Origin of the sequence: Amycolatopsis sp. NPDC050768 (assembly GCF_040654155.1) — a bacterium.
GTDB lineage: Bacteria > Actinomycetota > Actinomycetes > Mycobacteriales > Pseudonocardiaceae > Amycolatopsis.
The window spans coordinates 665,216-688,113 of the sequence record NZ_JBFAHL010000001.1 but is presented as its reverse complement, the minus strand read 5'-3'; the positions used below and the strand labels follow the sequence as shown (position 1 = coordinate 688,113).

18 protein-coding genes are annotated in these 22,898 nt (G+C 69.2%); 15 read left to right on the top strand and 3 right to left on the bottom strand.

What is annotated here, in order from left to right:
* Nucleotides 1-6: 6 nt before the first annotated feature.
* The 13 genes from AB0H62_RS03500 (at nucleotide 7) to AB0H62_RS03440 (ending at nucleotide 16,021) form a co-directional block, all read left to right on the top strand.
* Nucleotides 7-1,344, top strand: coding sequence for an NADH-quinone oxidoreductase subunit D (locus AB0H62_RS03500; RefSeq protein ID WP_220247328.1), 1,338 nt, complete (start codon nucleotides 7-9; stop codon nucleotides 1,342-1,344).
* Complete coding sequence (gene nuoE / locus AB0H62_RS03495; RefSeq protein ID WP_360583895.1) at nucleotides 1,341-2,204, top strand: NADH-quinone oxidoreductase subunit NuoE; 864 nt, start codon at nucleotides 1,341-1,343, stop codon at nucleotides 2,202-2,204. The genes AB0H62_RS03500 and nuoE overlap by 4 nt, the downstream gene beginning before the upstream one ends.
* Entirely contained in the window at nucleotides 2,204-3,493 is a 1,290-nt protein-coding gene (gene nuoF / locus AB0H62_RS03490) for an NADH-quinone oxidoreductase subunit NuoF (protein WP_220245981.1), read from the top strand. Before nuoE ends, nuoF begins: the two co-directional genes overlap by 1 nt.
* A complete protein-coding gene (locus AB0H62_RS03485) occupies nucleotides 3,490-5,955 on the top strand; it encodes an NADH-quinone oxidoreductase subunit G (RefSeq protein ID WP_360583893.1) in 2,466 nt (821 codons plus the stop codon). Before nuoF ends, AB0H62_RS03485 begins: the two co-directional genes overlap by 4 nt.
* 11 nt (nucleotides 5,956-5,966) lie before the next feature.
* Nucleotides 5,967-7,295, top strand: coding sequence for an NADH-quinone oxidoreductase subunit NuoH (nuoH, locus tag AB0H62_RS03480; protein WP_360584652.1), 1,329 nt, complete (start codon nucleotides 5,967-5,969; stop codon nucleotides 7,293-7,295).
* Nucleotides 7,282-7,824, top strand: a complete 543-nt coding sequence (gene nuoI / locus AB0H62_RS03475) for an NADH-quinone oxidoreductase subunit NuoI (protein ID WP_220245983.1) — start codon at nucleotides 7,282-7,284, stop codon at nucleotides 7,822-7,824. The genes nuoH and nuoI overlap by 14 nt, the downstream gene beginning before the upstream one ends.
* Nucleotides 7,821-8,696 carry an NADH-quinone oxidoreductase subunit J gene (locus AB0H62_RS03470; RefSeq protein WP_220245984.1) on the top strand — a complete coding sequence of 292 codons (876 nt, stop codon included), beginning with the start codon at nucleotides 7,821-7,823 and terminating at the stop codon, nucleotides 8,694-8,696. Before nuoI ends, AB0H62_RS03470 begins: the two co-directional genes overlap by 4 nt.
* Nucleotides 8,693-8,992, top strand: coding sequence for an NADH-quinone oxidoreductase subunit NuoK (gene nuoK, locus AB0H62_RS03465; protein ID WP_220245985.1), 300 nt, complete (start codon nucleotides 8,693-8,695; stop codon nucleotides 8,990-8,992). Before AB0H62_RS03470 ends, nuoK begins: the two co-directional genes overlap by 4 nt.
* Before the next feature lie 10 nt (nucleotides 8,993-9,002).
* A complete protein-coding gene (gene nuoL / locus AB0H62_RS03460) occupies nucleotides 9,003-10,910 on the top strand; it encodes an NADH-quinone oxidoreductase subunit L (protein ID WP_360583890.1) in 1,908 nt (635 codons plus the stop codon).
* 1 nt (nucleotide 10,911) lies between these two features.
* Entirely contained in the window at nucleotides 10,912-12,462 is a 1,551-nt protein-coding gene (locus AB0H62_RS03455; RefSeq protein WP_220245987.1) for an NADH-quinone oxidoreductase subunit M, read from the top strand.
* Between the two features lie 18 nt (nucleotides 12,463-12,480).
* Nucleotides 12,481-14,055 carry an NADH-quinone oxidoreductase subunit NuoN gene (gene nuoN / locus AB0H62_RS03450; protein ID WP_220247330.1) on the top strand — a complete coding sequence of 525 codons (1,575 nt, stop codon included), beginning with the start codon at nucleotides 12,481-12,483 and terminating at the stop codon, nucleotides 14,053-14,055.
* A 179-nt stretch (nucleotides 14,056-14,234) separates the two neighbouring features.
* Entirely contained in the window at nucleotides 14,235-15,314 is a 1,080-nt protein-coding gene (locus tag AB0H62_RS03445; protein WP_360583887.1) for an AAA family ATPase, read from the top strand.
* A 98-nt stretch (nucleotides 15,315-15,412) separates the two neighbouring features.
* Nucleotides 15,413-16,021 (top strand): HNH endonuclease, encoded by a 609-nt coding sequence (locus AB0H62_RS03440; protein WP_360583885.1) that lies wholly within the window; start codon nucleotides 15,413-15,415, stop codon nucleotides 16,019-16,021.
* Nucleotides 16,022-16,160: 139 nt separating this feature from the next.
* Here the strand turns inward: AB0H62_RS03440 and AB0H62_RS03435 are convergent, their stop codons facing one another.
* Nucleotides 16,161-16,811 (bottom strand): hypothetical protein, encoded by a 651-nt coding sequence (locus AB0H62_RS03435; protein ID WP_360583883.1) that lies wholly within the window; start codon nucleotides 16,809-16,811, stop codon nucleotides 16,161-16,163.
* 290 nt (nucleotides 16,812-17,101) lie between these two features.
* On the opposite strand from AB0H62_RS03435, the gene AB0H62_RS03430 reads away from it, so the two are divergent.
* Nucleotides 17,102-18,151: a polyprenyl synthetase family protein gene (locus AB0H62_RS03430; RefSeq protein ID WP_220245991.1), complete on the top strand. Its 1,050-nt coding sequence runs from the start codon at nucleotides 17,102-17,104 to the stop codon at nucleotides 18,149-18,151.
* 14 nt (nucleotides 18,152-18,165) lie between these two features.
* Nucleotides 18,166-19,458, top strand: coding sequence for a LapA family protein (locus AB0H62_RS03425; protein ID WP_360583881.1), 1,293 nt, complete (start codon nucleotides 18,166-18,168; stop codon nucleotides 19,456-19,458).
* A gap of 199 nt (nucleotides 19,459-19,657) precedes the next feature.
* Here the strand turns inward: AB0H62_RS03425 and AB0H62_RS03420 are convergent, their stop codons facing one another.
* Together AB0H62_RS03420 and AB0H62_RS03415 are read right to left on the bottom strand one after the other, a co-directional pair.
* Entirely contained in the window at nucleotides 19,658-20,722 is a 1,065-nt protein-coding gene (locus AB0H62_RS03420; protein ID WP_220245993.1) for a 2-oxoacid:ferredoxin oxidoreductase subunit beta, read from the bottom strand.
* On the bottom strand, nucleotides 20,719-22,668 hold the full coding sequence (locus tag AB0H62_RS03415; RefSeq protein WP_220245994.1) for a 2-oxoacid:acceptor oxidoreductase subunit alpha: 1,950 nt from the start codon (nucleotides 22,666-22,668) through the stop codon (nucleotides 20,719-20,721). Before AB0H62_RS03415 ends, AB0H62_RS03420 begins: the two co-directional genes overlap by 4 nt.
* Nucleotides 22,669-22,898: the final 230 nt, after the last annotated feature.

Below are 22,898 nucleotides of genomic sequence, written 5' to 3'. Positions count from 1 at the left end.
GAGAACATGTCCGAGATCATCGACGGCGAAGAAGAAGCCTTCGAGTACGCCGACTCGCGCGACACCACCGAAGGCCGCGTCTACACGGTCTCCGGCGGCGACTGGGACGACGTCGTCTCCGACGCGCAGCACGACGAGCGCATGGTCATCAACATGGGCCCGCAGCACCCGTCGACGCACGGCGTGCTCCGGCTCGTGCTGGAGATGGAGGGCGAGACCGTCACGCAGCTGCGGTCGGTCATCGGCTACCTCCACACCGGCATCGAGAAGAACTGCGAATACCGCACCTGGACCCAGGGCGTCACGTTCGTGACTCGCATGGACTACCTCGCGCCGCTGTCCACGGAGATGGCCTACTGCCTCGGCGTGGAGAAGCTGCTGGGCATCAAGGCCCCGCCGCGCGCGGAGCTGCTGCGCGTGATGCTGCTGGAGATCAACCGCATCGGCTCGCACCTGGTCTACATCGCCACCGGCGGCATGGAGCTCGGCGCCACCACGGCGATGACGCTCGGCTTCCGCGAGCGCGAAGAGGTCCTGCACCTGCTGGAGCATCTGACCGGGCTGCGCATGAACCACGCGTTCATCCGCCCCGGCGGCCTCGCGCAGGACATGCCGGACGACTTCCAGGAGAAGGTCTCCGCGTTCTGCAAGGTGATGGACAGCCGTCTTCCCTTGTACGACAAGCTCTTCACCGGCCAGCCGATCTGGCGCAACCGGCTCAAGGGCGTGGGTGTCCTGCCGGTCGACGCGTGCCTCGCGCTCGGCGTCACCGGCCCGATCCTGCGTTCGGCCGGCCTGCCGTGGGACCTGCGCAAGACCGAGCCCTACTCGCGCTACGACGAGATCGAGTTCGACGTCCCCACCTCGACCGACGCCGACTGCTGGGCGCGGTACCTCATCCGTGTCGAGGAGATGCACCAGAGCCTGCGGATCATCAAGCAGGTCCAGAAGATGCTCGAACCGGGCCCGGTCATGGTCGAGGACAAGAAGGTCGCGTGGCCCGCGCAGCTCTCGATCGGCAGCGACGGCATGGGCAACTCGCTCGAGCACGTCAAGAAGATCATGGGCCAGTCGATGGAGTCGCTGATCCACCACTTCAAGCTCGTCACCGAGGGCTTCCACGTGCCGCCGGGCCAGGTGTACTCGCCGGTCGAGTCGCCGCGCGGTGAGCTCGCGGCGCACCTGGTGTCCGACGGCGGCACCCGGCCGCTGCGCGTGCACGTGCGCGAACCGAGTTTCGTGAACCTGCAGTCGATGCCCGCGATGGCCGAGGGCGGGCTGGTGGCCGACGTGATCGCAGCGGTCGCGTCGATCGACCCGGTGATGGGGGGAGTGGACCGATGACGTACTCGACGGCAGTTCCGGAGCCGGGGCCGCACAACGCGAAGACGACGCACGCCGCGGCGGGCGCCGACACCGACGTGGTCGCCATCGCACCCGGCCCGGTCGCGGCCGAAGGCATCCTGGCCGACAACCCGGCCGTGGACGTGTTCGAAGAGGACACCCACACGCGGGCGAAGGAGATCATCGCCCGCTACCCGGTGGCGCGCTCGGCGCTGCTGCCGATGCTGCACCTCGTGCAGTCGGTGCAGGGGTACGTCAGCCAGGAGGGAATTTCCTTCTGCGCGAAGCACCTCGACCTCTCCGACGCGGAGGTCAGCGCGGTCGCGACGTTCTACACCATGTACAAGCGCCGCCCCTGCGGTGAACACCTGGTGAGCGTCTGCACCAACACGCTGTGCGCGGCGATGGGCGGCGAGGCGATCTACAAGAAGCTCCAGACGCACCTCGGTTCCGACGACGCGCCGCTGGGCCAGGAGGAGACGGCGGGCACGCCGAACGAGCCCGGCTCGATCACGCTGGAGCACGCCGAGTGCCTCGCGGCCTGCGACCTCGCCCCGGTCATCCAGGTCAACTACGAGTACTTCGACAACCAGACGCCGGAGAAGGCGGTGGCGCTGGTCGACGCGCTGCAGGCGGGCAAGAAGCCGGCCCCCACGCGCGGCGCGCCGCTGACGAACTTCAAGGGCGCGGAGCTGCAGTTGGCCGGGTTCTTCCCGGAGGACGAACAGACTTACCGCGGGGACGTCGACGGGCCGTCGCAGGCCGTCGAAACCCTGCGCGGGGCCCAGATCGCGGCCGAGCGCGGCTGGACCGCGCCGGCGACGAAGGACGTTCCGCTGCCTGAGTTGGAGAAGAAGTAATGCCCGATCCCATTACTCCGGTCCTCACGAAGCGCTGGCTGTCGCCGAACTCCTGGCGCATCGAAACCTACGAGCAGCTCGAGGGCTACACGGCCGCGCGCAAGGCGCTCGCCGGCACGCCCGAGCAGCTGGTGCAGGTCGTCAAGGACTCCGGCCTGCGCGGCCGCGGTGGCGCGGGGTTCCCGGCCGGCGTGAAGTGGTCGTTCATGCCGCCGAACTTCGACAAGCCGCACTACCTGGTGATCAACGCCGACGAGGGCGAGCCGGGCACGTGCAAGGACATCCCGCTGATGATGGCCGACCCGCACTCGCTCATCGAGGGCTGCATCATCGCCTCGTACGCGATGCGGTCGAACCACTGCTTCATCTACGTGCGCGGTGAGGCCCTGCACTGCATCCGCCGGCTCAACGCGGCCGCGCGCGAGGCGTACGCCAAGGGCTACCTCGGCAAGAACATCTTCGGCACCGGTTACGACCTGGAGCTGACCGTGCACGCCGGCGCCGGCGCGTACATCTGCGGCGAGGAGACGGCGCTGCTCGACTCGCTGGAAGGCCGTCGCGGCCAGCCCCGCCTGAAGCCGCCGTTCCCCGCGGCCGCCGGCCTCTACGCCGCGCCGACCACGGTGAACAACGTCGAGACCATCGCGAGCGCGCCGTTCATCATCAACGCGGGATCCGACTGGTTCCGCGAGATGGGCCGCGAGAAGTCGCCCGGCCCGAAGATCTACTCGATCTCCGGCCACGTCGAGAAGCCCGGCCAGTACGAGTGCCCGCTCGGCACCACGCTGCGCGAGCTGCTCGAGCTCGCGGGCGGCATGAAGGACGGCATCCCGCTGAAGTTCTGGACGCCGGGTGGCTCGTCCACACCGATGTTCACCGCCGAGCACCTCGACGTGCCGCTCGACTTCGAGGGCGCGGCCGAGGCCGGCTCGATGCTCGGCACCACGGCGGTGCAGGTCTTCAACGAGACCGTGTCCGTGCCGTGGGCCGTGATGAAGTGGACCGAGTTCTACGAGCACGAGTCCTGCGGAAAGTGCACCCCGTGCCGCGAAGGCACGTACTGGCTCGCGCAGATCCTGGAGCGCATGGTCGAAGGCCACGGCACCGCCGAGGACATCGACACGCTGCTGGACGTCTGCGACAACATCCTCGGCCGCTCGTTCTGCGCCCTGGGTGACGGCGCGGTGTCGCCGATCCAGAGCGGGATCAAGTACTTCCGCGAGGAGTTCCTCGCGCTGTGCGAAAAGAACAAGGCCGCCCAGCCCGAATTGGTGGGAGCTCAGGCATGACGATCGCGCCCGACAAGCCCGCGACCACGGAGACCCCGGTCCCCGAAGGTCACGTGAAGCTGACCATTGATGGTGAAGAGGTCATCGCGCCCAAGGGCGAGCTGCTGATCCGCACCGCCGAGCGGCTCGGCACGGTCATCCCGCGCTTCTGCGACCACCCGCTGCTCGACCCGGCCGGCGCCTGCCGCCAGTGCCTCGTCGAGGTGGAGATGGGCGGCCGGCCGATGCCGAAGCCGCAGGCCTCGTGCACGATGACGGTCGCCGACGGCATGGTCGTGAAGACGCAGCTCACCTCCGGCGTCGCCGACAAGGCGCAGCAGGGCGTGATGGAGCTGCTGCTCATCAACCACCCGCTCGACTGCCCGATCTGCGACAAGGGCGGTGAGTGCCCGCTGCAGAACCAGGCGCTGGCCCACGGCCGTACCGAGTCGCGGTTCGTCGACACCAAGCGCACGTTCCCGAAGCCGCTGCCGATTTCGTCGCAGGTGCTGCTGGACCGTGAACGCTGCGTGCTCTGCCAGCGCTGCACGCGGTTCTCGGCGCAGATCGCGGGCGACCCGTTCATCGAACTGCTCGAACGCGGCGCGCACCAGCAGATCGGCACCGCCGAGACGGCCGACGTGCTGGACCTGGCCTCCCGCACCACGAGCGGCCAGCCGTTCCAGAGCTACTTCTCGGGCAACGTCATCCAGATCTGCCCGGTCGGCGCGCTCACGAGCGCCGCGTACCGGTTCCGGTCCCGCCCGTTCGACCTGGTGTCCTCGCCGAGCGTGTGCGAGCACTGCTCCTCGGGCTGCGCGGAGCGCACCGACTTCCGCCGCGGCAAGGTGCAGCGCAAGCTCGCGGGCGACGACCCCGAGGTCAACGAAGAGTGGCTGTGCGACAAGGGCCGCTTCGGGTTCCGCTACGTCCAGGCCGACGACCGCGTCCGCCGCCCGCTGGTCCGAAACGAGGCTGGCGTGCTGGAGGAGGCCTCCTGGACCGACGCGCTGCGCACCGCGGCCGAGGGCCTCACCAAGGCCCGTGACGGCAAGGGCGTCGGCGTGCTCACCGGTGGCCGGCTGACCGTCGAGGACGCCTACGCGTACTCGAAGTTCGCCAGGCTCGCCTTGCGCACCAACGACATCGACTTCCGCGCTCGCGCGCACTCGGCCGAGGAGCTGGCGTTCCTCACCTCGTCGGTCGTGGCCACCACGCCGGAGACCGGCGTGACCTTCGGCGAGATCGAGCAGGCCCGCACGGTCCTGTGCGTGGCCTTCGAGCCGGAGGACGAGGCACCGATCGTGTTCCTGCGGCTGCGCAAGGCAGCCCGCAAGAACCGCACCCGCGTCGTCCACTTGGGACAGTGGACCACCTCGTCGGTGCGCAAGACCTTCGGTGAGCTGCTCGCCTGCGTGCCGGGTGGGGAAGCCGCCGCGGTCGACGGCATCGCGCAGCACGCGCCGGACCTCGACTCCGCCCTGGCCGGTGGTGGCGCGGTGATCCTCGTCGGCGAGCGCGCCGCCGAGGTCCCCGGCCTGTTCTCCTCGCTGCAGGCGCTGGTCCTGCGCACGGGCGCGCGGCTCGCGTGGATCCCGCGCCGAGCCGGTGAACGCGGTGCGCTGGCCGCCGGCTGCGTGCCGACGCTGCTGCCGGGCGGTCGCTCGGTCACCGACGCCGCAGCTCGCGCCGAGGTCGAAAAGCGCTGGGGCGCCGAGCTTCCCGCCGCGGCGGGCCGCGACACCACAGGCATCCTGGAAGCCGCTTCGGGCGGTGACCTCGACGGCCTGGTCGTCGGCGGGCTCGACCCCAACGACCTGCCCGACCCGGACCTGGCCCGGCGTGCGCTCGACAACGCGGGCTTCGTGGTCAGCCTGGAGCTGCGGGCGAGCGAGGTCACCGAACGGGCGGACGTGGTCCTGCCGATCGCGCCGTCGGTCGAGAAGGCGGGCAGCTACCTCAACTGGGAGGGCCGCCGCCGCGAGTTCGACATCACGGTCGAAGGCACCGGGTCTCTCTCTGACGGCCGGGTGCTCGACACTCTCGCCGTCGAGATGGACGTGGACCTGTTCACGCAGACGCCGGCCGCCGCGGCGGGCGACTTCGCCAAGCTCGGCCAGGGCACGACGAACTGGGGCCACATCGCCACCGCGGCGCAGGCCGCGCCGGTGCCGGGCGCCGGCCAGGCCGTGCTCGCCACCTGGCGGCAGCTGATCGACAACGGCTCGCTGCAGGACGACGAACCGCACCTCAAGGGCACGCAGCGCAAGCCCGTGGCCCGGCTATCGGCGAAGACCGCCGAAGGCCTCGGCGTCGTGGTCCGCGTGTCCACCGAGCGCGGCTCGATCACGCTGCCCGTCGAGGTCGCCGACCTGCCCGACGGGGTCGTGTGGCTCCCGGGCAACTCCGACGGCTCCGCCGTCCGCGCCGCACTGGCCGCGGGTCACGGCGCGCTGGTGCAGATCTCCGGAGGTGAACAGTGAGCCCGCAGCTCATGCCGTTCCTGGCGCAGATGCCGGACGCCGCCGAGAGGGCCCGCCTGCTCGCGGACGACCCGTGGTGGCTGATCCTGATCAAGGCCGTCGTCATCCTGCTGATCGGCCCGATCCTCACGATCTTCCTGATCGTGTGGGAGCGCAAGGCGGTCGGCCGGATGCAGAACCGGCCCGGCCCGAACCGCGTCGGTCCCAATGGATACCTGCAGTCGCTGGCCGACGCGATCAAGCTCCCGTTCAAGGAGCAGATCATCCCGGACACCGCCGACCGCAAGGTGTACTTCCTCGCGCCGGTGCTCGCCGCCGTCCCCGCGCTGATCGCCCTGTCGGCCATCCCGTTCGGCCCGGTGGTGTCGATCTTCGGCCAGACGACCACGTTGCAGCTGATGGACCTGCCGGTGGGCGTGCTGGTGATCCTCGCGTGCTCGTCGATCGGCGTGTACGGCATCGTCCTTGCCGGCTGGTCCTCGGGCTCGCCGTACCCGCTGCTCGGTGGTCTGCGCTCGGCGGCGCAGGTGATCTCCTACGAGATCGCGATGGGCCTCTCGATCGTCGCGGTGATCCTCTACTCCGGTTCGCTGCAGACGTCGGAGATCGTGGCGCAGCAGGCCCACGGCTGGTACTTCTACATGCTGATCCCGAGCTTCGTGATCTACCTGATCTCGATGGTCGGTGAGACGAACCGCGCGCCGTTCGACCTCCCCGAGGCCGAGTCGGAACTGGTCGGCGGTTTCCACACCGAGTACAGCTCGATGAAGTTCGCGATGTTCTTCCTCGCCGAGTACGTGAACATGGTGATCGTTTCGGCGTTCTGCACCACGCTGTTCCTCGGCGGCTGGCGGTTCCCGTTCGTCGGCGACGATTCGCCGCTGAACCAGAACTGGTGGCCGATGCTCTGGTTCTTCGCGAAGCTGTTCGTGCTGCTGTTCTGCTTCATCTGGCTGCGCGGCACGCTGCCGCGGCTGCGTTACGACCAGTTCATGCGCCTGGGCTGGAAGGTCCTGGTGCCGATCAACCTGGTCTGGATCCTCGTGGTCGTCGCGATCAAGACCATCCAGTGGAGCTGGCCGCAGATCCTCGTCGGCGTCGGCATCGTGCTGGTGGTGCTCGTGCTGATCAGCCTGGCGGTGCCGAACAAGAAGCTGCCGGAAGGCGACTACGTCGACCTCACGGGCGGCGGGTTCCCCGTGCCCCCGCTGGACCTGAAGGTTCCCGAGAGCACTCCGCGCCAGAAGGCGCTGGCCAAGGCGGAGGCGAGGGCGGCCCGGCGCAAGCCGGCGGCCGTCGGCACCGCAGCACAGGAAGGGGCAGAAGATGGGGGCAACTGACTTCCTCAATCCCATCAAGGGTTTCGGCGTCACCTTCGCGATGATGTTCAAGAAGGTCGCCACTGAGGAGTACCCGGAGGCCGGTGCCCCGGCCGCGCCGCGGTACCACGGTCGCCACCAGCTCAACCGCCACCCGGACGGGCTGGAGAAGTGCGTCGGCTGCGAGCTGTGCGCCTGGGCCTGCCCGGCCGACGCGATCTTCGTCGAAGGCGGCAACAACACCGAGGAGGAGCGCTTCTCCCCGGGTGAGCGATACGGCGCGGACTACCAGATCAACTACCTGCGCTGCATCGGCTGCGGGTTGTGCATCGAGGCCTGCCCCACGCGGTCCCTGACGATGATCAACTTCTACGAGCTCGCCGACGACGACCGTCAGCGGCTCATCTACACCAAGGAAGACCTGCTCGCCCCGCTGCTGCCCGGTATGGAGCAGCCGCCGCACCCGATGCGTCTGGGCGACAACGAGCAGGACTACTACGTGAACGGTCCTGAGCTGGCGAAGGCGCAGCAGCAGGAGGCCAAGCAATGATCGCGGCAGTTCTCGCGCAGGCGCCCGCCGCCGCGTCGACCTCGGTGTCGGTGGGCGAGGCGATCGCGTTCTGGATCCTCGGCCCGCTCTCGCTGCTCGGCGCGCTCGGGATGATCTTCTCGCGCAACGCCGTGCACTCGGCCCTGTGGCTGGTGCTCACGATGCTGAGCCTGGGCGCGCTCTACATGACGCAGTCGGCGCCGTTCCTCGGGTTCACGCAGATCATCGTCTACACCGGCGCGATCATGATGCTGTTCCTGTTCGTGCTGATGCTGGTCGGCCGCGAGAGTTCCGACTCCGTGGTCGAGGTGCTGCGCGGACAGCGGTTCATGGCCACGGTGCTCGGCATCGGGCTCGCCGCACTGATCGCCGCCGGCGTGTTCCGCTCGATGGTGAACGTGACTCCGGCCCCGGCACTCGATCCGTACGCCGCCAACGGCGGTGGCGCGGGCGGCCTCGGGCGGATCATCTTCACGCAGTACCTGTTCCCGTTCGAGCTCACGTCGGCGCTGCTCATCACCGCCGCGCTCGGCGCGATGGTGCTGGCGTTCACCGACCGCCACAAGAAGGGCGGCAAGGTCCCGCAGCGCGAGCTCGTGAAGCTGCGCTTCCGCGGCGAGCACGACCGCCCGTCGCCGCTGCCCGGCCCGGGTGTGTTCGCCACGGCCAACTCCGTCGCCGTGCCGGCCCTGCTGCCCGACGGTTCGATCGCGCCGGAATCGCTCTCGGCGATCATCGAATCCACCTCGGCGCTGCAGCTCATGCGCGAGCGCAAGCTCATCGCCGACGAGGGCCCCAAGCCCGATGCCCACGCGCTGGTCGGCGGCGACAGCGTTGCCGCGGGCACCGACGAAGAAGGGGAAGGAAAGTGACCCCGAGCTACTACCTGCTGCTGTCGGCGTTGCTGTTTTCCATCGGCGCCGTGGGCGTCCTGGTCCGCCGCAACGCGATCGTCGTGTTCATGTGCATCGAGCTGATGCTCAACGCGGTGAACCTCAGCCTGGTCACGTTCGCCCGCATCAACGGCGGGCTCGACGGCCAGGTGATGGCGTTCTTCGTGATGGTCGTGGCCGCCGCCGAAGTCGTGGTCGGCCTGGCGATCATCATGTCGATCTTCCGCACCCGGCGCTCGGCCTCGGTCGACGACACCAACCTGCTGAAGTACTGAGAGGGCTAGTGTGACCGCATCATCGTGGCTGCTGGTGGCCCTTCCGGCCCTCGGAGCCCTGATCCTCCTGCTTTCCGGGAAACGGGCGAAGGCCTGGGGGCATCTGCTCGGCACCGCCACCGTCGCCCTGGCGTTTGTCTACGCAGTGATCCTTTTCTTCTCGACGGCGGGCAACGCGACCGAGAACATCAACCTGTACTCGTGGATTCCGGCGGGTCAGCTCCAGGTGGACTTCGGGCTGCGCATCGACGCGCTGTCGCTGACGTTCGTCCTGCTGATCACCGGCGTCGGCATGCTGATCCACTTCTACTCGATCGGCTACATGGCCGACGACGAGGGCCGATACCGCTTCTTCGCGTACCTGAACTTGTTCGTCGCCTCGATGCTGATCCTGGTACTGGGCAACAGCTTTGTGACGCTGTACCTCGGCTGGGAAGGCGTGGGTCTCGCGTCGTACCTGCTCATCGGCTGGTACCAGAACCGCCCGTCCGCGGCCACCGCCGCGAAGAAGGCGTTCCTGATGAACCGCGTCGGTGACGTCGGGCTCGCGCTGGCGATTTTCCTGATGTTCAAGTACACCGGCTCCACCGGGTACACCCAGGTCTTCGACGGCCTCACCAACGGGCAGATCCCGCCGGCCGCGATCACCGCGATCGCGATCCTGCTGCTGCTCGGCGCCTGCGGTAAGTCGGGCCAGTTCCCGCTGCAGGCCTGGCTCCCGGACGCGATGGAGGGCCCGACCCCGGTTTCGGCCCTGATCCACGCGGCAACGATGGTCACCGCGGGCGTCTACCTCGTCGCCCGCTCCAACGTGATCTTCTCCGCGACGCCGGACGGCCGGCTGGTCGTCACGCTCGTCGGCGCGGTCACGCTGCTGATCGGGTGCATCGTCGGCTGTGCCTACGACGACATCAAGAAGGTGCTCGCCTACTCCACCGTCAGCCAGATCGGCTACATGATGCTGGCGGTCGGCCTCGGGCCGGGCATCTACGCGCTGGGCATCATGCACCTCGTGGCCCACGGCTTCTTCAAGGCCGGGCTCTTCCTCGGGGCCGGTTCGGTCATGCACGGCATGAACGACGAGGTCGACATGCGCAAGTTCGGCGGCCTGGCCAAGAAGATGCCGATCACGTTCGTCACCTTCGGCCTCGGTTACCTCGCGCTGATCGGCTTTCCGTTCCTCGCGGGCTACTACACCAAGGACGCGATCATCGAAGCCGCGTTCGGCCAGGAAGGCTGGCGCGGCTGGGTGTTCGGCCTCGCCGGCATCATCGGCGCCGGGCTCACCGCGTTCTACATGACGCGCCTGATGATGATGACCTTCTTCGGCAAGTCGCGCTGGAAGGAGATCAAGAGCTCCGACGGCCGCGACTTCCACCCGCACGAGTCCAAGCCGATCATGTGGATCCCGATGGCGATCCTGGCGATCGGCTCGGTCGGCTCCGGTGCGTTCTTCGCCATCGGCGACCGGTTCGAAAACTGGCTGGCCCCGACCGTCGGCGCGTACCACGAGGCCGAGCACGCCCCGATCTCGGCCGACGCGATCCCGTGGCTCACCATCGCGCTCGCCCTGATCGGCGCGCTCCTCGCGGTCTGGATCTTCCGGCCCGGCCGGGACATCCCGGTCGAGCGCCCGCAGCGCGTCTCCTGGGTCGTCCGGGCGGCTCGCAAGGACCTGTACGGCAACGCCCTCAACGAGACGCTGGTCGCCCGCCCGGGCACCTGGCTCGCGCGGGCGCTGGTGTACGTCGACAACCGCGGGGTCGACGGGGCGGTCAACGGCCTCGCCGCGGCCCTCGGCGGCGGGTCCGGCCGGCTGAGGCGCATGCAGACCGGGTTCGTCCGGTCGTACGCGCTGTCCATGCTCGGCGGCACGTTCCTGCTTCTGGCGGCCCTTCTGCTGGTGAGGTTCTCCTGACATGACTTGGCTCCTGGCGCTCATCCTGCTGCCGCTGGTCGGCTCGCTGGTGCTGGCGTTCCTCAAGGGGAACGACCGGGCCGCGATCGCGACCGCGCTCGTCGTGTCCATTGTGGAGTTCCTGCTGATCATCCCGTTCTGGGCGAGCTACTCGCCGTCCGGAGCGCGGATCCAGCAGGCGACCTCGATGGACTGGATCCCGACCTTCGGCATCCACATCTCGTTCGGCACCGACGGCATCTCGCTGATCATGATCGCGGTGATCGCCCTGCTGGTGCCGATCGTCGTGGGCGCGCTCGGGCTCACCGACAAGCTCCCGGCCGGCCGCACCGCCGGTGGGTTCCTGTCGCTGATCCTGCTGCAGGAGGCGATCACGATCGGCGTCTTCGCGGCGACCGACGTGTTCCTCTTCTACGTGCTGTTCGAGATCATGCTGATCCCGATGTACTTCCTGATCGGCGGTTACGGCGGCGCGAACCGGCAGTACGCGGCCGTGAAGTTCTTCCTGTACTCGTTCCTCGGCGGCCTGATCATGCTGGCCTCGGCGATCGGCGCGTACTCGCTGGCGTCGGACAAGCTCGGCAAGGGCACGTTCGACTGGGCCACGCTGGTCACGGTCGTGCGCGACGCCCCGACGGGCACGCAGATCTGGCTGTTCCTCGGCTTCTTCCTCGCGTTCGCGATCAAGGCGCCGCTGGTGCCGTTCCACACCTGGCTACCGGACGCCGCGAGCCAGGCTCCGATCGGCGTCGCGGTGCTGCTGGTGGGTGTGCTGGACAAGGTCGGCACGTTCGGCTTCCTGCGCTACTGCCTGCCGATGTTCCCCGAGGCGAGCAAGGCGCTGGCGCCACTGGTGCTGGTGCTCTCGGTGATCGGCGTGATCTACGGCTCGATCCTCGCGGCCGGGCAGAGCGACATGAAGCGGTTCATCGCCTACGTCTCGATCGCCCACTTCGGGTTCATCTCGCTGGGCATCTTCGCCTTCAACGAGCAGGCCATGATCGGCTCCGTGTCGTACATGCTGAACCACAGCCTCTCTACCGGGATGCTCATCGTGGTGATCGGCCTGATCGTGATGCGCGGTGGGTCCACGCGGATCTCCGACTACGGCGGGATGGCGAAGGTGACCCCGCTGCTCGGCGGGATGCTGCTGATCGCCGGTCTGTCCGCGCTGTCGCTGCCGGGCACCAACTCGTTCGTGAGCGAGTTCCTGGTGCTCATCGGCTCGTTCGTGACGCAGCCGGTGTACACGATCATCGCGACGGTCGGCATGGTGCTCGCCGCGGCCTACGTGCTGTGGCTCTACCAGCGGATCATGCAGGGCCCGGTGCGCGGTGACGCGCTCATCGGCGTGGGCGGCGGCCCGGGCACGGCGATGGCGCCGGAGCTCGGGGCCAAGAAGGCCATCAAGGACCTCGGCGGGCGGGAGATCGCGATCCTGGCCCCGATGGTCATCCTGATCATCGGCCTGGGTTTCTACCCCAAGCCGGTGCTCGACACGATCACCCCGTCGGTGCAGGCGACGCTGTCTGCCGTGCAGGGAGGCAAGTAAACCGTGCTCGACAGTCTCATTGGGCCTGGTCTCTCCCAGGCTCCGTCGGCCCAGGTGGCGACACCTTCGGTCGACTACGCGGCCGTGCTGCCGTTGCTGATCATCTTCGGCGTCGCGTGCGTCAGCGTGCTGGTGGAGGCGTTCGCGCCGAAGGCTTCCCGCTGGTACGCGCAGGTCTTCGTGACCGTGATCGCGATCCTCGCGTCCGGGGTCTCGCTGATCATGTACGCCACCCGGACGGCGCCGAAGGCGGGCGTGACCACGTTCGCCGGCGCGATCTCGGTGGACCAGCCGTCGCTGTTCCTCTGGGGCACGCTGCTCCTGCTGGGGCTCGGCGCGGTGTTCCTCATCGCCGACCGCAAGGTGGAGCCCGGTGGCGCGTTCGTGGCGCAGGCCGCGATCAGCCCCGGCACCGTGCAGGACCGCGCGCAGGTCGCCTCCGCGACGACGTCGCAGACCGAGGTCTTCCCGCTCACGCTCTTCGCGCTCGGCGGCATGATGGCCTTCACCGCGGCCAACGACCTGCTCACGATGTTCATCGCGCTCGAGGTGCTGAGCCTCCCGCTGTACCTCATGTGCGGCCTGGCCCGGCGGCGCCGGCTCATCTCGCAGGAGTCGGCGGTCAAGTACTTCCTGCTCGGCGCGTTCTCCTCGGCGTTCTTCCTCTACGGCCTCGCGCTGCTCTACGGCTACGCGAACTCCGTGAAGCTCGCCGACATCGCCAACGCCGCCGCCGGCTCGGACCGTTCCGACACGCTGCTGTTCGCAGGCCTCGGTCTGCTGGTGGTGGGTCTGCTGTTCAAGGGCTCGGTCGGCCCGTTCCACACCTGGACGCCGGACGTCTACCAGGGCGCGCCGACTCCGGTCACGGCCTTCATGGCGGCGTGCACGAAGGTCGCCGCGTTCGGCGCCATCCTGCGCGTGCTGTCGGTCGCGTTCTCTTCCACAAGCTGGGAGTGGCGCGGGGTGCTGTGGGCCGTGGCGATCATCTCGATGGCGATCGGCGCGATCCTCGGCCTCACGCAGACCGACGTGAAGCGCATGATCGCGTACTCCTCGATCGCCCACGCGGGCTTCCTGCTCGTCGGTGCCATCGCGATGACCGAGGACGGCCTGTCGAGCACGCTGTTCTACCTGCTGGCCTACGGCTTCACGACGCTGGCGGCGTTCGGCGTGATCAGCCTGGTGCGCGACTCCAGCGGTGAGGCTACGCACCTGTCCGCATGGGCGGGGCTGGCGAAACGGTCGCCGGTGCTGGCCGGCGTGTTCACGTTCCTGCTGCTGGCGCTGGCCGGTATTCCGTTGACCAGTGGGTTCGTGGGCAAGTTCGTGGTGTTCTCCGCGGCCCTGTCCGACGGCATGGCTCCGCTGGTGGTGATCGCGCTCGTGTTCAGCGCGGTGGCCGCGTTCTTCTACCTGCGCGTGATCGTGCTGATGTACTTCTCCGAGCCGGCGGCCGACGGCCCGACCGTCGCCATCCCGGGCGGCTTCACCACGGCGGCCATCACCCTCGGCGTGGTGGTGACGCTGGTTCTCGGCCTGGTTCCCTCGTTCGCTCTCTCGTGGGCCAGCTCGGGCGGCTTCGCTTCGTAGGTTTTCTGAACCACGCCGCGAGATCGCGCCGGTTTCTTCCCTCCCGATGTGGTCGGCCCCCCGGGGCCGATCATGTCGGGAGGGAAGGAGCCGGCTCAAAGGCGATCTCGCCCGCGGCGGCGGAGCCGACGCCATGAACACAGCGGCCTTCGGCTTGTCCGGGCCGATAAGCTCAGGGCATGCACATCGAGCGGGTGCGGATCACGGACGTCCTGGGGTTCCGCGGTGCCCGCACGGTGGACCTGAAGCTGCCGGGGCCGGGCTGGACCGTGCTGGCCGGGCGCAACGGGTCGGGCAAGACGACGTTCCTGCGGGCGCTGGCGCAGGCGCTCGTGCAGCCGCCCTTCGCCGAGAGCCTGGTCGCCGAGGGCAGTTCCATTGACGTCGATGTGGTGGGCGAGGGGCCCGCGTTCTGCGCCGGCTACGGGCCGTTCCGGCGGCTGGCCGGGGGCGCGCCCGAGGCGCAGTCGTTGATGCGCGGGGAGTTCGCGCGCGTGGCGAGCCTGTTCAGCGAAGACGCTTCGCTCGCGGAAGGCGTGGCGTGGCTGATCAACCAGCACTTGCGCGCGCTGGAGGGCAAGGCGGGCGCGCAGGAGCTGAAGGACTCCGTGCTCACACTGCTGGGCGACGGCCTGCTGCCGGACGGCTACCGCGTGCGCGACGTCGACTCCGACGGCCTGTGGGTGTCCTACCGCGGCGACCGGTTCCCGCTGCGCGAGATGAGCGACGGCTACCGCACGGTGACGGCGCTGGTCGTCGACCTCGTGCGGCAGCTGGCGGACGCGGGGCTGGGGATCGACGCGTCCGGCGTGGTGCTGATCGACGAGGTCGACGCGCACCTGCACGTGTCGTGGCAGAAGCGCATCGGGCCGTGGCTGAAGGCGCACTTCCCGCGGATCCAGTTCGTGGTGAGCACGCACAGCCCCTACGTGTGCCAGGCCGCCGATCCGGGTGGCCTGATCCGCCTGCCGGGGCCGGACGAGCAGGAGCCGCCGCGCGTGGTGTCCGACGAGCTGTACCAGCGTGTGGTCTACGGCAGTGGCGACGACGCCGTGCTGTCGGACCTGTTCGGGCTCGACAGCCCGTACTCGCCGCGGGCCGTGGAGCTGCGCGAGCACCTGGCCGAGCTGGAGCTGCTCGTGGCCACGGGCCAGGCGGACGCCGACGGCCTGCGCGAATGGGAGCAGCTGCGCGACCGTCTGAGCAGCTCACCGCCCAGCCGCGTCGACGACGTCACGCGCCACTTCGACGAACGGTGATCGCGCTGCGCAGGGTGGCGCTGCCCGCTGCGGTTGCTCTCGAGTTGGTGCGACTTACCTCGCGGATTCCGTCTGGCGACAGCAAAACCGCGCGTCGCTTGTGGACTTCCGCGCGCGGGGCCCGCCGGTCGATCCGCACGCACCTGGCCGCGATGGCCTCGGGCCGCGGCTACTGCATGTACTGCGGTGACGGCTTGGGGTCCACTGTGGACCACTTCGAGCCGGTGGCTTTGGCGCCGCGGCGCGCGTTCGACTGGCTCAACCACCTGCTGGCGTGCGAGTACTGCAACAGCCACCACAAGCGCGACCGCTTCCCGCTCGACGCTTCGGGCCGGCCACTGCTGATCGACCCGACCGCCGAGGATCCGCTGGAGCACCTGTTCCTGGTGCTGTCCATCGGCACCTACCGCCCGCTGACCGACAAAGGCCGCGCGACGATCGAGATCTGCGGCCTCAACCGGCCGTTGCTGGAACGTGGGCGCGCTCTCGCGGTGGACCAGGTGGCCGCGCTGGTGTTCCACTGGTGGAACGGCTCCGCCGAGACCCGCCGCCGCGCCATCTGGACCTTGCGCGACCAGCCTCACGCCGACGTCCTGCACGCGATGCTCCGCCAGGCTCTGTTGGCGGGCGCGCCGCGCATCTTCTCGGACGCCTCCCTCCTCGACCTGCTCCGCGACTCCGAACTCCGCGCCGCGCTCCTGGCTTGACGCCGCGGTGCCGACCCACGCGCGAGATCGCGCCGGTTGCTGGATTGAGTGATCCGATCGGCCCCCGGCCGGTCAGATCACTCAATCCAGGAGCCGGCTCAAAGGCGATCTCGCACGCCTCGACGGAGTCGAGGCCAAATTACGGCGTGGGGGAGCACGAAGTGCGACCGACGACGACTGAGCCCGTAAGGCCGGATGCGGGCTGGAAGTCGATACGCAGCATGGTCAAGCTGATGCTGCCGTCGCCGGGCAACGTCTGGGTGTTGAAAACCGCGTTGGCCAGCACGGTCCCGCCCGACTTCGTGATGGGCTTCGTATAACCGGCGGGAACGGGGGAGGGCAGGCCGGTGATGCCGGCCAGGCCGCTGAACGTCCAATTGGCACTCGTCTGGCGCTGCACGGCGTCGCACGTGACCGTGTAGCTCGCGAGCCGGATGCGCGGGCCACCACTACTGACCAGGGCCGAGAGCTCGAAGTTCTTGCCCGTGGCCGTCGACTTGGTGCTGGTGGTGTCGTTGTCGGGGTCGACCACCGTGGTCGTACAGGACGACGTGCCTCCGCCCCAGCTCAGGCCCGTCTTGCTGAGCGAGCCCGCCGACGCGCTCGTCGGCCCTTCGACCGCGCACGGCGCCAGCGACGGCACAATCACCGTGGTCGAGCCCTTGGTGAAGCTCGCCTCACCGAGGTCGGCCACACCCGCGGGCGTCTGCGCGTGGGCCACCCCGCCGGCCACCACGCTCCCCGCCATCACCACCGCCGCGACGAGCCCCGTCTTCACGTTCTTCAGCATGTCCTGACCTCCCTGCACTCAAGCCGCACGGACCGCGCCGGCGAACTCCCACTGAGTGAATATCCGCGCGCCCGTTTCGCCCGTTGCGCTGCCGGGCGTTGATCACTCGTCCGTGCCGGGGGATCAACCCGTTCGGGGCCCGGCCTTGACTTCTGGGACCGGGTTGCCCTCCGGTGTCATGTTCGTCACCGTTTCCCCTGGACAGCGGATAAACGGCGTACCAGGGGTAGCCACTACTCTGAAAGCCGGATAACCCGACCGGCGCATGAGAGAGCGGAGCCGACGTGTCTGTGTCTTCACCACCCCCGGGGGCGGGAGCCCCCGCTGCGCGGGATGGCGCCGTCGAGGACCTCCGCGCGACCGTCGGGCTGCAGATCGAGGACGAGACGCTGCTGAGGTCGATCGCCGGCGGGCTGGCGGACGTCGAGGCGATGCTGCGGGACGTCGTGAAGAGCGATGTGCAGGCGGTGCACGACGCGGCGTTGCACCTGGTCGAGGCGGGGGGCAAACGTTTCCGGCCCCTGTTCACGCTGCTGTCGGCGCAGTTCGGGCCGCGCCAGGATGACCACGTGCTCATCGCGGCCGCCGCGGTGGAGCTGGTGCACCTGGCGACGCTGTACCACGACGACGTGATGGACGAGGCGACCATGCGGCGCGGCGCGGAGAGCGTCAACGCGCGCTGGGACAACACCGTCGCGATCCTGACCGGCGACTTCCTCTTCGCCCACGCCTCGCGCCTGGTCGCCGACCTCGGGACGGACGCGGCGCGCATCATCGCCGAGACGTTCGGCGAGCTCGTGACCGGTCAGATGCGCGAGACGGTCGGCCCCGGCCCCGGTGACGACCCCGTGGAGCACTACCTCACCGTCATCGCGCAGAAGACCGGCTCGCTGATCGCGACGTCCGGGCGGTTCGGCGGCATGATGTCGGGCGCCCCCGAGGCGTACATCCAGGCGTTGCGCCGGTTCGGCGACATCATCGGCACGGCGTTCCAGATCTCCGACGACATCATCGACATCGCGTCGCCGTCCGACGAGCTGGGCAAGGCGCAGGGCACGGACCTGCGCGAAGGCGTGCGCACGCTGCCGATGCTCTACGCGCTGGCCGACCCGGACACCGACCCGCGGCTCGTGGAGCTGCTGGCCGGCCCGATCGCCGAGGACGAGGTGGTCGCCGAAGCCCTGGAGCTGCTGCGCCGCTCGAGTGGACTCGAACGCGCGCGCGTCACCCTTTCCGACTACGCTTCGCGGGCACGTGCCGAGCTCGCCGCGCTGCCCGCTTCCCCCGCGCGCGACGCTTGCGAGTCGGTCGCCGACTACCTGGTCGCGCGGACGCATTAAAAGGGGCAGAGAAGATGTCCATTTTCGGACAAGTCTGGCTGTGGAGCCTGTTGGCGTTCTTCGTCGGCGCGCTCGTGGCCTGGTTGGTCCTCGTGGTGCCTGCGCGCAAGCGCATCCGTGAGCTGGAAGAGGCGCTGGCGTCCGCGCACGCCGAGAACGCGCGCACGCCGGCCAACGCGGCCGCGCTGGCCGCCGCGTCCAGCCGGACGTCGGTGCTGCCGCCGGTGGACGCTCCCGTGGCTTCGGAACCGGTGTTCACGTCCGACTTCGCGGAACCCGACAGCGAGCCGGCGTGGACCCGCGACGAGCGCGAGCACGCGCCGACCGAGCTGATCGCCACGACGCCGCCCGCCGGGTTCGACCCGGAGGCGGAGTACGACGCCGAGTACCGCACCGCGCCGGACCCGGGCGCTTCGCCCGAATCCGACGAGCCGGCCCTGGCGTCCTCCGTGGACAGTGGCGACGTCTACCGCGCGGCCGCGACGGAGTACCTCAGCCCGGTCTCGCGCGAGCCGGACAGCGGTTACCACCACGCGGTCGATCTCGAGGACGAGGACCACGGCAGCGGTTACCACCGCGCGGTGGAACCGTTCGAGAGCAAGCTCGAACCCTTCGAGAGCACGCTGGAGCCCTCGTCGTTCGAGAGCCGCCTGGAGCCGTCCGACGAGCCGGTGTCGCTGTTCCAGCCCGCGCCCGCGACGGAACAGTCCGAATCGGACTGGTTCTCGAAGCAACTGCCGGACCGCTCGCCCTTCGAGGATGCGCCGGGTGGTGACTACCTCGACGAGCCCGAGTCCACTGAGCACCTGACGCCGGCTCCGGCCATGGCGGCGCAGGCGGCCGCGGTGGAGGAATCCGAAGAGTCCACAGAGGAACCTCTGGAGCCCGGCGGCCTGCCCAAGCGCCAGCCCCGCGAGTCCCCGCGCGGCGGCTTCGAGCCGCCGCGGCCGATCCAGCCGTCGATGCGGCCGGTCGAACGCCGCGAGCCGGACCTCACGGGCGCGCACAGCGGTTCGCTGTTCGAGCCGTCCGTGCAGCCCAACCAGGTCGCCGCCATGGCCGCCCCCGAACCGCCCCCGGCCCGCGACACCGGCGAGGACTCCGTGCCGCCCGGCCCCTTCGGCCCCGGCTCCGCCATGCCCCGCCCCGGCGGCGGCCGCCCGTCGGACGCCTTCACGGTCAAGGCCAGTGTCACGGCTTTGCGGTACTGCACCGAAGAATCGCCGCAGTTCCCGCGAATGGTCGCCGAAGTCTGGTTCCGTACGGCCGCCGATGCTGAGCGTGTTGGGTTCCGGCCGCTTTCCTGATTGCCTGCGGCTTCGCCGGGGCAACCAGAAAAGCTGTGTCTCGGCGGCCTCTGTGTTTTTGGCGTCGGCTCCGCCGCCGCGTGCGAGATCGCCTTTGAGCGCGCGATCTCGCGGCGTGGTTGAGTTAAGTCTTACCCAGCAACGAAAGAAGGCCTCCCCGCGCCAAGCGGGGAGGCCTTCTTTCGTGTCAGACCGAGAACTACACGACAGTCCAGGTGTCCTTGCCGCGCAGCAGGCCCTGCAGGTCGGGCTTGCGGGCGGCGCGGGCCTCTTCCACCTGGGCCCGAGCACCGTCGTCGTAGGTCGGGCGCTCGACCTGGCGCAGGATGCCCGTGGGGACGTGCGTCAGGTTCTGGTCGCCCAGGCGGGTCAGCGCGAAGGCGTACGACGTGTCCGCGATGGTCGGGTTGTGGACGACCAGGTTGTCCTCGCCGATGTCGCTCACCTTGGCGACGTCCAGGCCACCCCACTCGCCGCGGCGGACGCCGAACTCACCCTCGGCGCCGAAGCGCATCGGCTCGCCCGCCTTGAGCGGGATGAGCCGGGAGGCGGCCTCGTCCTTGTCCTTCAGGACGTCGAACGCGCCGTCGTTGAAGATGGGGCAGTTCTGGTAGATCTCGACGATCGCCGAGCCGCGGTGGCGGGCCGCCGCCTCGAGAACCTCGGTGAGGCCCTTGCGGTCGGAGTCCAGCGCGCGGCCCACGAACGACGCCTCGGCGCCGATCGCCAGCGACAGCGGGTTGAACGGCGTGTCCACCGAACCCATCGGGGTCGACTTGGTGACCATGCCCTGGCCCGAAGTGGGCGAGTACTGGCCCTTGGTCAGGCCGTAGATCCGGTTGTTGAACAGCAGGATCTTGATGTTCACGTTGCGGCGCAGCGCGTGGATCAGGTGGTTGCCGCCGATGGACAGCGCGTCGCCGTCGCCGGTGACGACCCACACCGACAGGTCCGGGCGCGTGGTGGCCAGGCCGGTCGCGATCGACGGCGCGCGGCCGTGGATCGAGTGCATGCCGTAGGTGTTGAGGTAGTACGGGAAGCGCGACGAGCAGCCGATGCCCGAGATGAACACGATGTTCTCGCGCTTGAGGCCCAGCGTCGGCAGGAACGACTGCACGGCGTTGAGCACCACGTAGTCACCGCAGCCCGGGCACCAGCGCACTTCCTGGTCGGACTTGTAGTCCTTGGCCTTCTGCGGCTCGTCGGTGGTGGGAACGAGGTCCAGACCGCCGAGCTGCGGCAGTCCGAGGTCGATGGCGGTCACTTGACGCCCTCCGGGATGGTGCTGGTGATGATGTCGGCGAACACGTTCTGCAGCTCTTCGGCCTTGAACGGCAGCCCCGCCACCTTGGTGTACGAGTGCACGTCCACCAGGAACTTCCCGCGCAGCAGCAGCGCGAGCTGGCCCAGGTTCATCTCCGGCAGCACGACCTTGTCGTAGGACCGGAGCACCTCGCCCAGGTTCGCGGGCAGCGGGTTGAGGTGCCGCAGGTGCGCCTGCGCGATCGGCATGCCCAGCTTCCGCACGCGCCGGCAGGCCGCGCCGATCGGGCCGTAGGACGAGCCCCAGCCGAGCGCGAGCACGCGCGCCTTGCCGCCCGACGGGTCGTCGACCGCCAGGTCGGGCACGTCGATGCCGTCGATCTTGGCCTGGCGCAGCCGCACCATCTTCTCGTGGTTGTCCGGGTCGTAGGAGATGTGCCCGGTGCCGTCGGCCTTCTCGAGGCCGCCGATGCGGTGCTGCAGCCCCGGCGTGCCCGGCACAGCCCACGCGCGCGCCAGCGTCTCCGGGTCGCGCACGTACGGCCAGAACTCACCGGATCCGTTGTCGGAGTTGGGTTCCTGCGCGAACTCCACACGCAGGTCCGGCAGGTCCTCGACGTTCGGGACGAGCCACGGCTCGGAGCCGTTGGCGATCGCGCCGTCGGACAGCAGCAGCACCGGCGTGCGGTACTTCAGCGCGATCCGCGTGGCCTCCAGCGCCGCGTCGAAGCAGTCGGCGGGGGAGAGCGGCGCGATGATCGGCACGGGCGACTCGCCGTTGCGCCCGAACATCGCCTGCAGCAGGTCGGCCTGCTCGGTCTTGGTCGGCAGACCCGTGGACGGGCCGCCGCGCTGCACGTCGATGACCACGAGCGGCAGCTCCGTCATCACGCCGAGCCCGATGGTCTCCGACTTCAGCGCGATGCCCGGGCCGGACGTCGAGGTCACGCCCAGCGCGCCGCCGTACGAGGCGCCCAGCGCTGCGCCGATGCCGGCGATCTCGTCCTCGGCCTGGAACGTGATGATGCCGAAGTTCTTGTGCTTGGACAGCTCGTGGAGGACGTCCGACGCCGGGGTGATCGGGTAGGTGCCCAGCAGGATCTGCAGCCCGGACTGCTGCCCGGCCGCCACGATCCCGTACGCCAGCGCCGTGTTGCCGGTGATCTGCCGGTAGGTGCCCTGGTCGAGCTTCGCCGGCGCGACCTCGAACGTCGTGGCGAACGACTCGGTGGTCTCGCCGTAGTTCCAGCCCGCGCGGAAGGCCAGGATGTTGGCCTCGGCGATGTCCGGCTTCTTCGCGAACTTCTCGCGAAGGAACCGCTCCGTGCCCTCGGTCGGCCGGTGGTACATCCACGACAGCAGCCCGAGCGCGAACATGTTCTTGCACCGCTCGGCGTCCTTCTTGCCGAGACCGGTGTCGGCGAGCGCGCCCTGTGTCAGGGTCGACATGGCGACCCGGTGGACCTGGAAGGCCGACAGCGTGTCGTCGTCGAGCGGGTCGTTGTCGTACCCGACCTTCACGAGGTTGCGCTTGGAGAACTCGTCGGTGTTGAGGATGATCGTGCCGCCCTGCGGGACGTCGCGCAGGTTCGCCTTCAGCGCGGCGGGGTTCATCGCCACCAGCACATCGGGCCGGTCGCCGGGCGTGAGGATGTCGTAGTCGGCGAAGTGCACCTGGAACGACGAGACGCCTGGGATCGTGCCTTGTGGCGCGCGGATCTCGGCGGGGAAGTTCGGCATCGTCGACAGGTCGTTGCCGAAGGCCGCGGCCTCGGACGTGAACCGGTCGCCCGTCAGCTGCATGCCGTCGCCCGAGTCACCGGCGAACCGGATGACCACCCGGTCCAGCTTGCTGACTTCGGTCGACCTCGAGCTGGTCAGGGAAGCGCTGCTGTGACCGTTGCCGGCCGCCGTGCTTCCCGGACCGCCGTTCGCACTCGTGCTCATGGGTCAGGGAATCCCTCTCTCCCGACGTGCTGCGACCCCGGGTCGGCCCCCGGGGAAACGCCCGCCCGGCGATGTCGGCTGGATCACCAGGCCACCCCCGAGGTTACTCGTCGAGGACTCGGGAGTTCCCGAAGTGTGGGGTACCCGGAGTGGAAGCCTTCATCCCGTTACCGGCGGCAAGCGCCATTTGTTACCTGTAACCGATGGTAACGGGATTTCCGGGGGATCCG

Coding starts and splice junctions, on each gene's coding strand:
- AB0H62_RS03500 (WP_220247328.1), top strand. CDS start 7: ATGTCCGAGATCATCGACGGCGAAGAAGAAGCCTTCGAGTACGCCGAC.
- nuoH (WP_360584652.1), top strand. CDS start 5,967: ATGCCGTTCCTGGCGCAGATGCCGGACGCCGCCGAGAGGGCCCGCCTG.
- nuoI (WP_220245983.1), top strand. CDS start 7,282: ATGGGGGCAACTGACTTCCTCAATCCCATCAAGGGTTTCGGCGTCACC.
- nuoF (WP_220245981.1), top strand. CDS start 2,204: ATGCCCGATCCCATTACTCCGGTCCTCACGAAGCGCTGGCTGTCGCCG.
- AB0H62_RS03415 (WP_220245994.1), bottom strand. CDS start 22,668: ATGAGCACGAGTGCGAACGGCGGTCCGGGAAGCACGGCGGCCGGCAAC.
- AB0H62_RS03425 (WP_360583881.1), top strand. CDS start 18,166: ATGTCCATTTTCGGACAAGTCTGGCTGTGGAGCCTGTTGGCGTTCTTC.
- AB0H62_RS03445 (WP_360583887.1), top strand. CDS start 14,235: ATGCACATCGAGCGGGTGCGGATCACGGACGTCCTGGGGTTCCGCGGT.
- AB0H62_RS03455 (WP_220245987.1), top strand. CDS start 10,912: ATGACTTGGCTCCTGGCGCTCATCCTGCTGCCGCTGGTCGGCTCGCTG.
- AB0H62_RS03435 (WP_360583883.1), bottom strand. CDS start 16,811: ATGCTGAAGAACGTGAAGACGGGGCTCGTCGCGGCGGTGGTGATGGCG.
- AB0H62_RS03470 (WP_220245984.1), top strand. CDS start 7,821: ATGATCGCGGCAGTTCTCGCGCAGGCGCCCGCCGCCGCGTCGACCTCG.
- AB0H62_RS03485 (WP_360583893.1), top strand. CDS start 3,490: ATGACGATCGCGCCCGACAAGCCCGCGACCACGGAGACCCCGGTCCCC.
- nuoE (WP_360583895.1), top strand. CDS start 1,341: ATGACGTACTCGACGGCAGTTCCGGAGCCGGGGCCGCACAACGCGAAG.